The organism is Marinospirillum alkaliphilum DSM 21637 (assembly GCF_900119735.1).
GTDB classification, from domain to species: Bacteria; Pseudomonadota; Gammaproteobacteria; order Pseudomonadales; family Halomonadaceae; genus Marinospirillum; species Marinospirillum alkaliphilum.
In genome coordinates this window covers 193,472-206,112 of sequence record NZ_FPJW01000001.1, presented here as the reverse complement: position 1 = coordinate 206,112, position 12,641 = coordinate 193,472, and the positions used below count along the sequence as shown (strand labels likewise).

Annotated in this window: 12 protein-coding genes; 9 read left to right on the top strand and 3 right to left on the bottom strand. The window is 56.4% G+C overall.

The window, feature by feature from the left end; translation table 11 throughout:
• Positions 1–81: 81 nt before the first annotated feature.
• Positions 82–2,280 carry a bifunctional 23S rRNA (guanine(2069)-N(7))-methyltransferase RlmK/23S rRNA (guanine(2445)-N(2))-methyltransferase RlmL gene (gene rlmKL / locus BT114_RS00975; protein WP_218163431.1) on the bottom strand — a complete coding sequence of 733 codons (2,199 nt, stop codon included), beginning with the start codon at positions 2,278–2,280 and terminating at the stop codon, positions 82–84.
• 176 nt (positions 2,281–2,456) lie between these two features.
• Here rlmKL and rmf point away from each other — a divergent pair, with 176 nt between their 5' ends.
• From rmf to BT114_RS00930, 9 genes are all read left to right on the top strand, one after another.
• Positions 2,457–2,675 carry a ribosome modulation factor gene (gene rmf / locus BT114_RS00970; RefSeq protein WP_072324446.1) on the top strand — a complete coding sequence of 73 codons (219 nt, stop codon included), beginning with the start codon at positions 2,457–2,459 and terminating at the stop codon, positions 2,673–2,675.
• A 134-nt stretch (positions 2,676–2,809) separates the two neighbouring features.
• Positions 2,810–3,721: a recombination-associated protein RdgC gene (locus BT114_RS00965; protein WP_072324445.1), complete on the top strand. Its 912-nt coding sequence runs from the start codon at positions 2,810–2,812 to the stop codon at positions 3,719–3,721.
• Between the two features lie 26 nt (positions 3,722–3,747).
• Entirely contained in the window at positions 3,748–4,905 is a 1,158-nt protein-coding gene (locus tag BT114_RS00960) for a 1-acyl-sn-glycerol-3-phosphate acyltransferase (protein WP_072324444.1), read from the top strand.
• Positions 4,906–4,952: 47 nt separating this feature from the next.
• Positions 4,953–6,116, top strand: coding sequence for a cation diffusion facilitator family transporter (locus BT114_RS00955; protein ID WP_072324443.1), 1,164 nt, complete (start codon positions 4,953–4,955; stop codon positions 6,114–6,116).
• 39 nt (positions 6,117–6,155) lie between these two features.
• A complete protein-coding gene (locus tag BT114_RS00950) occupies positions 6,156–7,217 on the top strand; it encodes a type 2 periplasmic-binding domain-containing protein (RefSeq protein ID WP_072324442.1) in 1,062 nt (353 codons plus the stop codon).
• Positions 7,204–9,027, top strand: a complete 1,824-nt coding sequence (locus BT114_RS00945) for an adenylate/guanylate cyclase domain-containing protein (RefSeq protein ID WP_072324441.1) — start codon at positions 7,204–7,206, stop codon at positions 9,025–9,027. Before BT114_RS00950 ends, BT114_RS00945 begins: the two co-directional genes overlap by 14 nt.
• Positions 9,024–9,431, top strand: coding sequence for a lactoylglutathione lyase (gene gloA, locus BT114_RS00940; RefSeq protein ID WP_072324440.1), 408 nt, complete (start codon positions 9,024–9,026; stop codon positions 9,429–9,431). Before BT114_RS00945 ends, gloA begins: the two co-directional genes overlap by 4 nt.
• A gap of 19 nt (positions 9,432–9,450) precedes the next feature.
• The gene (locus tag BT114_RS00935; protein WP_072324439.1) at positions 9,451–9,705 is read left to right on the top strand and encodes a type II toxin-antitoxin system HicA family toxin; all 255 of its coding nucleotides are present in this window, start codon (positions 9,451–9,453) and stop codon (positions 9,703–9,705) included.
• Positions 9,702–10,034, top strand: a complete 333-nt coding sequence (locus BT114_RS00930) for a type II toxin-antitoxin system HicB family antitoxin (protein ID WP_218163430.1) — start codon at positions 9,702–9,704, stop codon at positions 10,032–10,034. Before BT114_RS00935 ends, BT114_RS00930 begins: the two co-directional genes overlap by 4 nt.
• A 107-nt stretch (positions 10,035–10,141) precedes the next feature.
• Here BT114_RS00930 and BT114_RS00925 read toward each other — a convergent pair whose 3' ends face one another.
• Positions 10,142–11,080, bottom strand: coding sequence for an alpha-E domain-containing protein (locus BT114_RS00925; RefSeq protein WP_072324438.1), 939 nt, complete (start codon positions 11,078–11,080; stop codon positions 10,142–10,144).
• 2 nt (positions 11,081–11,082) lie between these two features.
• Entirely contained in the window at positions 11,083–12,591 is a 1,509-nt protein-coding gene (locus BT114_RS00920; RefSeq protein WP_072324437.1) for a circularly permuted type 2 ATP-grasp protein, read from the bottom strand.
• Positions 12,592–12,641 lie beyond the last annotated feature (50 nt).

Below are 12,641 nucleotides of genomic sequence, written 5' to 3'. Positions count from 1 at the left end.
AACGTTGTCCTACCGGATCAGATGATCCGGTAGGTCTGGTCGTTTGAATCGACCACCATTCGACAGGTGACATTAGAAAGATCAGCGGTGGCGGATTTCAAAACACTGGTGGATTTTGCTGTTGCGTTCAAAATCCGGATCCAGGGTCTTGCGGGTAATATCGACCACTTCGAAGTCTTCTTCCAGTTCGGGACTGATTTTGAAGCCACGCAGGTTGTTGGAGAAGATCAACAGGCCGTCAGTGCTCAGGCGCTGCATGGCCAGGTGCACCAGCTCCACCTGATCCCGCTGGATGTCCAGTGTGCCCTGCATGCGTTTGGAGTTGGAGAAGGTTGGCGGGTCCATGAAGATCAGGTCATAAGCACCCCGATCCTGCTTCAGCCATTCGCGGCAATCTGCCTGCACCCGGCTGTGGCGTTTCAGATCCACCTTGTTCAGTTTCAGGTTGCGTTCCAGCCAGCCCAGATAGGTGTTGGACAGATCCACACTGGTGGTGTGGATGGCACCACCCACGGCCGCATGCACGGTGGCAGCACCAGTGTAGCAGAAGAGGTTGAGGAAACGCGTGGCACGGGCTTCCTGGCCAATGCGCAGGCGTACCGGACGATGATCCAGAAACAGTCCGGTGTCCAGATAATCAGTCAGATTGACCAGCAGTTGCACCTGGCCTTCACGCACCGGGAAAAACACCCCCTGCCCGCCGAACTTTTCATACTGCTGTTTGCCGCTCTGACGGCGACGCTGTTTTAAGTGGATGGCATCGGCAGAGACGCCCAGCACGGATGGCATGGCTTGCAGGGCTTCCATCAGGCGCCTCTGTGCCTTGCCTTCATCAATGCTGGCCGGTGGCGCGTATTCCTGCACATGCACCTGATCCCCGTAAATATCCACTGCCAGGGCATATTCCGGCATGTCGGCGTCATACACCCGATAACACTCAATCTGTTCCCGCTTGACCCAACGCGCCAGTTTTTTCAGGTTCTTGCCCAGACGATTGGCAAACATCTGCGCCCCCTCACTCAACACCACCGGCATGGGGGCAGCAACAGATGGCTCACCTTGCAACCGGTCGGTCCGTGAAGAAGCCTCAGTCAAGCTGCCGGCCTGCTGCTGAGGCACTTCAAACAGATACAGGCGGCACTCCAGTGAGGCATGTTGCAAGGGATAGTTTTTGTAGGGTTTCAGCGGCACCCGGTAGGCCAGTTCCTGATTATTGGTGAACAGCGCCAGTCGCCAGCCGGGGTAATCCCGCACCGCCCGCTGCCCCAGCTCAGCATAAACACCCGCCAGTTTCGGCAATTCATCCAGGCGCTCACCGTAGGGTGGATTGGTGATCAACAGGCCACGCTCGGCAAAGGCAGGAGGCAGGGCATTCAGTGGCCGTTCGATCAGACGCACCTGATGCAAGAGCCCGGCACGTTCCAGGTTGTCACGGGCCATCTGGATCACTCGGGCATCCTGGTCACTGCCTTCCAGATTCAGTTCACGACTGGCCGCAGCAGCACGGCGGGCTTCAGCCTCTTCACACAGATCCTGCCAGAGTTTCGGGCGATGTCCCAGCCAGTTTTCCAGCCCGTGCCAAGGGCGCAGCAGCCCCGGTGCAATATCCAGCGCCATAAAGGCTGCTTCAGCCAGCAGGGTACCGGAACCACAGAAGGGGTCCAGCAACGCAGCGCCTTCTTCCGCATACAACCGGGGCCAACCGGCACGCATCAGCAAACCGGCCGCCAGGGTTTCCCGCAAGGGTGCCAGACCAGCCTGCAGGCGATAACCGCGCTGATGCAAGCCAACACCACCCAGATCCAGATTCAGCAGGGTTTTATGGCCCTTCTCAAACCTCAGTTGAAAACGCACATCCGGGCGATTTTTTTCCACCGAAGGACGCTGCCCGCGCTGCTGGCGGAAATAATCGACAATGGCATCCTTGGCCTGCAAAGCCGTATTGTGGGTGTTGCGCAACTGGGGGGTGGTGCCGATCACATCAATCGCCAGGCTGCCTTCCGGCAACAGGTGTTCACTCCAGTCCACCAGTGCCAGCCACTCTTGCAGCTCTTCTGCACTCTGGGCTGAAGATTCTTCCAGCTGCAACAGCACGCGACTGGCCAGTCGTGACCAGAGCACCGCACGGTAAGCATTTTCCAGCGTGGCTTCGCCGGTCACTCGACCCACTCTTGCTCTGGCCGAGACAAACCCCAGTTGCAGCAACTCCTCCGCCAGCAGGGATTCAAGGCCTCGGGAGCAGGCTACATGCAGGGTGTGGAGCTGATTCAGGGATGACATATCTAAGCCTTATTGTGAGGAGCAATCGGAAGCACTGAAACGATAAATAAAAAAAGCTGTCATTCACATGTCATCTGGCCTATCAATAGAGCTTGAGGCACTTGCCAGGTGGTGACCTGCCGTTGGAAGTAGATGGAAAGCTGTATCTTACATCAAAGCAAGAGAGGCCGTACTCTATGAAGCGTCAGAAACGAGATCGTGCAAACCGTGTTTACACCCGTGGATACCAGGCTGGCCTGGCTGGTCAGTCGCGGGAAAAATGCCCGACCCAACAGGAAGACTTGCGCACCAGCTGGCTCAGTGGCTGGCGTGAAGGCCGCGAAGACATGTGGTCAGGAATGCGTGGCGTATCTGCCATCCACAAAAACCCCGCCGTCATCACCGGCAACTCCTGACCCCCATTCGCCCGGTCACACCCGACCGGGGAGATGCCCAGACCCGTGCCCAGGCACGGGTCTTTTGCTTTCGGTGGCTTCCCACTTCAGGATCAGGGATAATACCCGGCTCACTGAATGGAAGGATTTTTTGAATGTGGTTTAAAGCCTTACGCATCTATCAGGCACGTACCCCGCAAAACTGGAACAGCGACAAACTGGAGCAGGCACTGGCTGTTCGCCCCTTCCGCCACTGCGGCAGCCAGGAAGACAGCACTGCCGGCTGGGTATCACCGGCCGGTGGCAAACTCAGGGTACACAGTCAGGGGGATCACTGGCTGCTGAAACTGAAGATCGAAGAAAAAATCCTGCCATCCACGGTGGTGCGGGAACAATTACAGGAACGCATTGAAGCGCTGGAAGCCGAAGAACAACGCCGTGTTGGCCGTAAAGAGCGCCAGAATCTGGCTGAAGAATTGCGCCTGACCCTGCTGCCACAGGCTTTTACCCGTTCACGCCACCTGTGGGTATGGCTGGATGGGCAGAATAACCGCGTGATGATGGATACCACCAGCGACAAACAGGCCGAACTGGCACTGAATCTGCTGCGTGAAGGCCTCGGCAGTCTGCCGGTGGTGCCACTGAATACCCAGCTGGCTCCAGTACAGGTGATGACCGGCTGGGTGGCTGAAGGCGGCCCATCTGATTTTGAGCTGCTGGACAGCTGTGAGCTGCGCGATGCTGAAGACGAACAGTCGGTGATGCGCTGCAAAGGCCAGGATCTGGCCAGTGATGAAATCCGCCAGTTGCTGGAAGCGGGTAAACGTGTCACCCAATTGCGGCTGGACTGGCAACAACAGGTCAACTTTACCCTGACTGATCAGCTAACGCTGAAAAGCCTGAACTTTGCTGAACAACTGCTGGAAGAAGCCGCAGATGTCAACCCGGACCAGGACCCACTGATCGCCCTGGATGCCGAGTTCATCCTGATGAGCAATACCCTGTCTGCCCTGATCGACCGCCTGCTGGCCGTGCATCAGGGTTTAAGTGATAACCTGCTGCCCTGATCCGAATACCGAGGTTTGCCCGAAGCATGGAAACCAGTCTGATGAACGCCTCACCTGAGGCCTTTGACGCCATCCGTCCTTATCGTGATGAAGAAGTTCGCGAAGTGCTGGATCGCCTGCCGCAAGATCCGGAATTACTGCGTGCCATTTTGCGTTTTAAATTTCCCCGCCTGGCCGACAGCTTTCTCGCCCCGGCACTGCGCTGGATGATCAGCCGCGCGCTGGCCAGTCGTGTGATCCGCATTGGCTCCATCAGTGATTTGCAGGTGTATGTGGGTGTTTACATGGCCCGCATGATTGCCACCACCACCCGGGGTTTCACCGTGGATGGCATCGAGCACCTGGATAAAAACAAGAGTTACCTGTTTATCAGCAACCACCGTGACATCGCCATGGACCCGGCATTTGTGAACTATGCCCTGCATATCAACAACATGGACACTGTGCGCATTGCCATTGGTGACAACCTGCTGAAAAAACCCTATGTCAACGACCTGATGCGTCTGAACAAAAGCTTTATTGTGCAGCGCTCGGCCAAGGGCATCCGCCAGATGATGGCGGCTTTTAACCTCTTGTCCCAGTACATTCACCACAGCATCAAACAAGAACACCAGTCCATCTGGATTGCCCAGAAGGAAGGTCGCGCCAAAGACGGCATTGATCACACTGATCCGGCCATCATCAAGATGTTCTGCATGGCTGAAAAGAAAAGCGGCAAAGCCTTTGCTGACACCATCCACGACCTGAACATCGTGCCGGTTGCGCTCAGCTACGAATATGATCCGCTGGATGTGCAAAAATCCCGTGAAGTGGTGCAAAAACAGAAAGATGGCCACTACGCCAAGGGTGAGTTTGAAGACATCGACAGCATCGCCCAGGGCATTGCCGGTTACAAAGGGCGGGTGCATGTTGCCTTTGGTCAGCCACTGGATGGTGATTTTGAAGATGCTGATGCAGTGGCTGCTGCCGTGGATGAACAGATCCGTCGTCTCTACCGCCTGTTCCCCAGCAATTACCTGGCGCTGGAAGCCTTGCACCAGGAAGGTGACTTTGCCATTCCGTCTTTTGACACCGAAGTGCGCGCCGCCTTTAATGAACGTCTGGCGGCTTGCCCCGAAGAGTATCAGGCCCAGTGGCTGGCCATGTATGCCAACCCGGTGAAAAACTTTCTGGGTCGTTTGTAAACGGCCCCGGACTCAGCCAACCTTTATAGAACGCAAGGTAAGCCAGTATGTCCAGCATCCAGGATGTCGAAACACGCGCCGCCCACAAGGTCACCCTGATTGGCATGGTGGTCAATGCCCTGAATGCCATCGCCAAGATCCTGGTCGGCTTCTGGGCCAACTCTGCAGCACTGGTGGCTGACGGCATCCACTCCCTGTCAGACCTGCTCAGTGATTTTCTGGTGCTGGGCGCCACTCACTTCGGCCGTCAGAAACCCGACCAGGATCACCCCTACGGCCACGACCGCTACGAAACCCTGGCAACCTTGCTGCTGGGTGCCATCCTGATTGCGGTGGCCGGTGCACTGGTATGGGACAGTCTGACTCGTCTGTTGCACGCCGGTGAGCTGATGACGCCCGGTGCCATTGCACTGCTGGTGGCCGTAGCGTCCATTCTCAGCAAAGAGTGGATTTACCGCTACACCCTGCGGATTGCCCGCAAGATCAACTCCAAACTGCTGGAGGCCAATGCCTGGCACCATCGTACCGATTCCCTGTCCTCCATTGTGGTGTTTGTTGGCATCGGCGGCGCACTACTCGGCTTCCCCTGGCTGGATCAACTGGCGGCAGTGATTGTCGGCATCATGGTGGCACGCATCGGCATCAAGCTGATCTGGAACAGCCTGAAGGAACTGGTGGATACCGCACTGCCGGATGAAGAAACACAAAAAATCCGTGAAATTGCCCGCAGTGTTCCCGGTGTGCGCGATGTTCACCACCTGCGCACCCGCACCATGGGCAGCCGCAGCCTGCTGGATATCCACCTGCAGGTGGCTCCTTATGCCAGTGTATCCGAAGGCCATGAAATTGGTGTCTGGGTGGCCCGACAACTGCGTGATGAATTTGAACACATCTCCGATGTCACCTTCCACATCGACCCGGAAGATGACGCCGAAACCGACAATCCCGACCCGGCACGCATGCTGCCCTTGCGCCCGGAAGTGCTGAACAACCTGCACCAGCGCTGGGTGGGTGATCCCGACTACGAACGCCCCCACCACACCACCCTGCATTATCTGAATCTGGGTATTGATGTGGATCTGTTCTACAGTGCGGATCAGGTGCAGCCTGAACAGATTTCAGCACTGGAAACCCGTTTACTGGAAAAAGCCAGTGATCTGCCCTGGCTGAAAAAAGTCAGGGTGTGGATTGGCAAACCCAACACCGAATAACCTGAATTTCTGATAACCAGCACTGCAAGGAGAGCACTGATGAATGCTGTTGTCCGGCTCAGAAACACACTTTTGCTGTTATGGCTGTTCAGCACTGGCACCTTGGCCGAAACCCCTTATTTACAGGTGTACGGCTGGCCGGGGTATCTGCCGGTGGAAGTGCTGCAAAGCTTCACAGCTCGCACCGGCCTGGCTGTACGTTACACGCCTTTAGCGGATGACAGGGCAGTGGCCGATAACCGCTCACTGCCGGAGCAGGCGGACCTGGTGCTGCTGCCTGCCCACCAGTTAACTCCCGAACTGCAACAGGCGTTAATCTCCCTGCCGGCAACATCCCTGCCTGCGCTGACTTTGCTCAACAGCGGACTGCATGGCAAAAGTTTTGATCCCCACTATCACTACAGCCGCCCGCTGCTCTGGCGCAATGCCGGTATCCTGCGCCCGGAGCAGAGCACCACTCACTTCAGCAACCTGAACCAACTCACCCAGCCTGGTCATGAGCGTCAACTGGCACTGCTGGATGATCCGCGTGAAGTGTTTGCGCTGGCTTTTCGGGCACTGAATCTGCCACTGAACAGCGAACAGCCTGAACACCTGCAAGCCGCCAGCGATTGGTTACACAGCCTGCTGCCCAGCCTGCACAGCATCACCGGGCCGAATGAAATCCTGCAACTGCTGCGCTGGGAACAGATCCGACTGGCACACCTGCATCAGGGTGAAGCCAGCCATCTGATGCGCAGCCGCAATGGTTACACCTTCACTTCGCTGGAAAACACCGTCACTCAAGGGCAGGCCGTTCAACGCATGGATCTGCTGGTGATCCCCAGAAGCAGCAGCCGACCCGATGATGCATTAAAACTGCTGGCTCACCTGACCGACATCGAAGCCAACAGCCTGATGGCACTGCATACCGGCTACCGCTCACCGTTACTGACCACACAGGGACAAGCCCCGCGCACCGCCAACTGGATGACCCAGCGCCTGACGGAAGGCAACAGCTTTCTGCTGCCCCTGTCTGCCACGGGAGAAACCCTTTACCAACAACACTGGAATGCATTTCTGACTGCAGCAAGGGAGGCCGGTGTCCATGTCCGCGATTAAAAATCTTCCCCACCGCACCCGCAGCTTCACCTTCAACCAGGTGATGCTGTTTGCCACCCTCACCATCCTGGTCGGCAGCCTGATCATCCTGTTCAACTACAGCCAGTCACATCGCAGTGCCCTGCAGTTGTCTGAACAACTGACGGAACAGATCACCGAAAACGTGGCTGCGCGACTGAGCCAGCACTTCTCCCAGTCTGCCAGTCACCTGCGTACCCTGCTGGCACTGGAAAGTGATTCCAGCCGTCTGGAAAAAACACCACAACTGGAACGCCTGATGAAAGAACGGCTGTCCAACCGGTACATCTCCAGCATTTATCTGGCCGACAGTGAAGGACGCTATTTTCAAGCCCGCCAGCATCCTGAACCCTCCCTGCGGCACCTGGCACCAGTGCAAGGCCAGCGGGTGGAAATCATTGAATACCTGGATGAAGACCTGAACACCCGCATCATCGAAAGCCGCCTGGCTGAACATGATCCACTGCTGCAGGACTGGTACCTGCAGGCGGTGGATCGACGCAATCCTTTCATGAGTTCGGTGTATCGCTTTGATCAGACCGAACAACGCGGCATCACGCTATCAGTGCCGCTGTTTGATGATTCCGGCCTGCGCATCAAGGTGGCAGGCATGGACATCACCCTCGATGCACTGCAGCGCTACATGCAACGTCAGGCTGAAATCCTCGGTGGAGAGCTGGTGCTGTATGACAACAACGGCAGCATTGTGGTGACCTCCTGTGACGGCACTCTCTGCAGTGACAACCTGCAACAGGTCTATCGCCTGTATCAGCAGGGTAGCCAGCGTGGCACCCTGCCGCTGGAAAAGGAAAGCGACCTGCTCTACTCGCTGCGAGAACTACGTTTTGGCCAGCACGGCTGGATGCTGGCAGCCCTGATTCCCGAAGACGTGCTGTTTGCGCCGGCTCGTGCCACTGCACGCCACTCCATGCTGGTGTCTTTTGTGATCCTGCTGGTGTTCATTGCATTGGTGTATGTGCTGGCCCGACGCATGGGTCGCCCGATTGCCGAACTGGCCTGGCAGGCCAAAGAGCTGAAAGCCCTGAACACCAGCTTCACCATCCCGACCAATTCCGACATCACCGAAATCCACATGGCCCAGGATGCGCTCAACAGCCTGAAAAACGGCATGTCGGCCTTCTCTCGCTACATCCCCAAAACCCTGGTGCGCCAGTTGATTGAATCTGGTGTTGAAACCCGCATCGGCGGTGAAGAAAAAATGCTGGTGGTGATGTTCACCGACATCGAAAACTTCACCAGCATTTCCGAACAACTGTCACCGGCGGAACTCACCGAACAGCTGTCCGAATACTTTGAACTGATGTCCACCACCATCATGAACAACGCAGGCACCATCGACAAATACATCGGTGATGCCGTGCTGGCCTTCTGGGGCGCGCCGCTGGAAGTGGAACATCCGGTGCATCGTGCGGTCACAAGTGCCCAGATGCTGATGCGCAAACTGAAAGCCTACAATGCCGAGCGCGAAGCCCTGGGCCTGCCGCCCTTCCACACCCGCATCGGCATCCACTATGGCAAAACCCTGGTGGGCAACATCGGCTCCAGCGAACGCATCAACTACACCATACTGGGTGATGCCGTGAACCTGGCGGCACGACTGGAAAGCATCAACAAGGAATACGGCACCCAGGTGCTGGTCAGTGAAGCCGTACAGCAGCAGCTCGGCAATGACATTGCGACCCGTTACATTGACGAGGTGCAACTGCGCGGCCGCAGCGAAACCACCCGGATTTACACCCTTGATGAACCAGAGGAGAACACAGACTCATGAGAATCCTGCACACCATGCTGCGCGTTGGCGACCTGGACCGCTCCCTGAAGTTCTACACCGAAGTGATGGGCATGCAACTGCTGCGCACCAGCAAAAACGAAGCATACCGCTACACCCTGGCCTTTGTCGGTTACGGCCCGGAATCCGAACAGGCCGTGATTGAACTGACCCACAACTGGGACACCAGTGAATACGACCTGGGCAGCGGTTACGGCCACATCGCCATCGCCGTGGATGACATCTATGGCACCTGCGACAAACTCCGCGCAGCCGGAGCCAACATCACCCGCGAACCCGGCCCGGTGCTTGGCGGCACCACCGAAATCGCCTTTGTGCAAGATCCCGATGGCTACAAAATCGAACTGATCGCCCGCAAAGGCGCGGGGAAAGGGCTGGAAGGGTGATACTAAAATATGGTACTGTATGAACAGCAAGCACAAAAAAACCTTACAAAAAGTTTTCAGTGATCCTATACAGTCCGATCTGCATTGGTCAGACATTGAGGGATTGTTTACAGCACTGGGCGCAAAAATATCAGAAGGGAGAGGTTCCCGTGTCAGAGTAAACCTGAATGGGTGCCTGGCTGTATTTCATCGCCCACACCCAGAACGGGTAACAGACAAAGGTGCTGTAAAATCCGTAAGGCGCTTCTTAAGTAATGCAGGAGTACAGCCATGATGCAACATAGAGGCTACAAGGCACATATTGAGTTTGATCAGGACGCTGAACTATTCCATGGAGAAATTCTGGGGATACTGGATGTTATTACCTTTCAAGGCAGCAGTGTTGAAGAGCTCAAACAGGCGTTCCAGGATAGCGTGGATGACTATCTGGAGTTCTGTGCAGCAGAAGGGAAAGAACCAGATAAACCCTATTCAGGAAAGTTTAATCTGCGTATTCCACCAGAGCTGCATCGCCAACTGGATGAAGAAGCCAGAACACATCACGCCAGCCTGAATCAGTGGGTAATACAGAAGCTATCTGGCAGAATAGAAACCCATGCATGAGCTCCTGTCTGGGATTAGCTGAACACTACATAGGTTTTGATTCAGCTCAGTAAAAAGCCCGGCCTTTTCAGGTCGGGCTTCAGTTGGTAGCCAGTCAAGCAGATCAGTTAATCAGTGGCACCAAAGTAGTTTTCAGCGATGGCTCCATGCACCTGGTTAAAGCCGATTTGCAGTTCGTCCACAAACAGGTGGAGTTGCTCCGGCTCGGCGGCGAGGCTTTCCACGTCGGCGGCAATCAGCAGTTTCACCAGGTCGTCCACCACTTGTTGCACTCGTTCGTGGCGCGGCAGGGCTTCCAGCACTTGCACCATTTCCCGCAGGCTGCAGGCCACAGCACGGGGGAAGGCTTTATCTTGCAGCAGGAAGCGCAGCACGTCCGGGCCTTTCACCCGCAGGCGTACCTGCTGGCGGTACATCTGGTAGCCGGTGAGGGATTTCAGCACACTCATCCACTGCAGGTTCTCGAAGGGGGTGAGTTCTTCCGGGGAACGCGGCAGCAGGTTGGCTGAGCGCACATCGATGATGCGGGTGGTCATGTCGGCGCGTTCCAGGTGGCGACCCAGCAGCAGGAAGGTACGCACCTGGGTGTAGCTGAGTGACCCTTCAATCAGGCCGGTGACGGTCTGGCAACTGCGAATCACCCGTTTCAGGAAGTTATCACGGTTGCGGGAGTTGATGCCTGCCTGCACCTGTTTGTCGGTATCCAGGTAAAGCTGGTTGATTTCTTCCCAGATTTCACGCGGCATGATGTCTCGCGTGGTGCGCAGGTTTTCACGGGCAGCAGCCAGCGAAGAGATGATGGAACCACCGTAACGCCGATCCCCGCAGAGGAAATTCAGCACACTGGTTTCATCACGCTTGTCATAGTGCTTGTCAAAGATGGCTTCGCTGCCGGTGATGTTCACCAGGGAGTCCCAACCCAGGCTGGTGGCCCGTGGAAAATCCAGCAGCAGGTGGCTGTTAACGCTGATCAGTCGCGCGGTGTCTTCGGCACGTTCCAGGTAACGGGCCAGCCAGTAGATGTTTTCAGCAACACGAGACAACATGATCACTCACCTCCCTGATTCTGATGCTGCGACTGGCTGGGTGACAGCGCGCCATCGAGGTTGTCCACATCCACAATCCAGGTGTCTTTACTGCCGCCCCCCTGAGAGGAGTTGACCACCAGCGAGCCACGGGTCAGTGCCACACGGGTCAGACCACCGGTGGTGACGTGAGTCTGGTTACCGGCCGACAGGATAAACGGCCGCAGATCCACATGGCGGGCTTCCACCACACCATCACACAGGGTGGGTGCCGTGGACAGGGACAGGGTCGGCTGGGCCATGTAGTTGCGTGGGTTGGCCTTGATCAGCTCGGCAAATTGCTTCTGTTCTGCCTTGGTGGAATGAGGACCGACCAGCATGCCGTAACCACCGGATTCATTGGCCGGTTTAACCACCAGTTTATCCAGGTTGTCCAGCACATAACGCCGGTCGTCATCCCGCATGCACAGGTAGCTGGGCACGTTGGGCAGTAGCGGTTCCTGATCCAGATAATAACGGATCAGCTCCGGCACAAAGGCATAAACCACCTTGTCATCGGCCACGCCGGCACCGGGTGCATTCACCAGTGCCACCTTGCCCTTGCGCCAGGCACGCATCAGCCCGGCCACACCCAGTGTCGATTCCGGGTTAAAGGCTTCCGGATCGAGGAACAGGTCATCAATGCGGCGGTAGATCACATCCACCCGTTTCAGGCCATCCACCATGCGCATGTAAACGCAATCATCATCCCCCACCAGCAGGTCGGAACCTTCCACCAGTTCCACACCCATCTGCTGGGCCAGGTAGGAATGTTCAAAATAGGCCGAGTTGTAGATGCCGGGTGTCATCACCACAATCTGCGGGTCATCACCGGGACGCGGTGACATGGCAGCCAGCATGTCATAGAGGTTGGAACAGTAGTCATCCACCGGCTGAATGCGCCCGGTGGCAAACAGCTCCGGCAGGATGCGTTTGGTGACGTTGCGGTTTTCCAGCATGTAAGACACACCGGAGGGCACCCGCAGGTTGTCTTCCAGCACATACAGGGCGCCGTCTTTATCACGCACCAGATCGGAGCCACAGATGTGTGCCCAGATATGGTGCGGCGGGTTGATGCCCACACACTGAGGCCGGAAATTCACCGATTGAGCGAGGATTTCTTTGGGTAAAACACCATCTTTGACCACCTTCTGATCATGGTAAAGGTCATCAATGAACATGTTCAGGGCTTGCACCCGTTGCTTAAGCCCTGCTTCGGTGCGTTGCCATTCATCCAGTGGAATGATTCGGGGCACAATATCAAAAGGCCAGGCCCGGTCAATCATGCTGCCTTCGGAATAGACGGTGAAGGTGATGCCCATCACCTGGATGGCCACTTCAGCCGCATGCTTGTGTTCTTTCAGCTCTCGCGCATCCAGTTGCGCCAGGTATTCACACAGCATTCTGGCCGCAGGATGCGGCACTCCGGGGGCGGCCATCAGCTCATCATAAAAGCCATTAAAGGCGTAGTTGTTCCAGTTGATCTTGCTCATCTGACTGACTTCCCCTTACTGCAACCAGGCCTGAGGCCGGTTTGTTGTTT

Excerpts from the sequence above, each read along its gene's own strand:
- BT114_RS00935 (WP_072324439.1), top strand. The coding sequence starts at position 9,451 with ATGAACAGCAAGCACAAAAAAACCTTACAAAAAGTTTTCAGTGATCCT.
- BT114_RS00960 (WP_072324444.1), top strand. The coding sequence starts at position 3,748 with ATGGAAACCAGTCTGATGAACGCCTCACCTGAGGCCTTTGACGCCATC.
- BT114_RS00925 (WP_072324438.1), bottom strand. The coding sequence starts at position 11,080 with ATGTTGTCTCGTGTTGCTGAAAACATCTACTGGCTGGCCCGTTACCTG.
- rlmKL (WP_218163431.1), bottom strand. The coding sequence starts at position 2,280 with ATGTCATCCCTGAATCAGCTCCACACCCTGCATGTAGCCTGCTCCCGA.
- BT114_RS00930 (WP_218163430.1), top strand. The coding sequence starts at position 9,702 with ATGATGCAACATAGAGGCTACAAGGCACATATTGAGTTTGATCAGGAC.
- BT114_RS00945 (WP_072324441.1), top strand. The coding sequence starts at position 7,204 with ATGTCCGCGATTAAAAATCTTCCCCACCGCACCCGCAGCTTCACCTTC.
- BT114_RS00955 (WP_072324443.1), top strand. The coding sequence starts at position 4,953 with ATGTCCAGCATCCAGGATGTCGAAACACGCGCCGCCCACAAGGTCACC.
- BT114_RS00965 (WP_072324445.1), top strand. The coding sequence starts at position 2,810 with ATGTGGTTTAAAGCCTTACGCATCTATCAGGCACGTACCCCGCAAAAC.
- rmf (WP_072324446.1), top strand. The coding sequence starts at position 2,457 with ATGAAGCGTCAGAAACGAGATCGTGCAAACCGTGTTTACACCCGTGGA.
- BT114_RS00950 (WP_072324442.1), top strand. The coding sequence starts at position 6,156 with ATGAATGCTGTTGTCCGGCTCAGAAACACACTTTTGCTGTTATGGCTG.
- BT114_RS00920 (WP_072324437.1), bottom strand. The coding sequence starts at position 12,591 with ATGAGCAAGATCAACTGGAACAACTACGCCTTTAATGGCTTTTATGAT.
- gloA (WP_072324440.1), top strand. The coding sequence starts at position 9,024 with ATGAGAATCCTGCACACCATGCTGCGCGTTGGCGACCTGGACCGCTCC.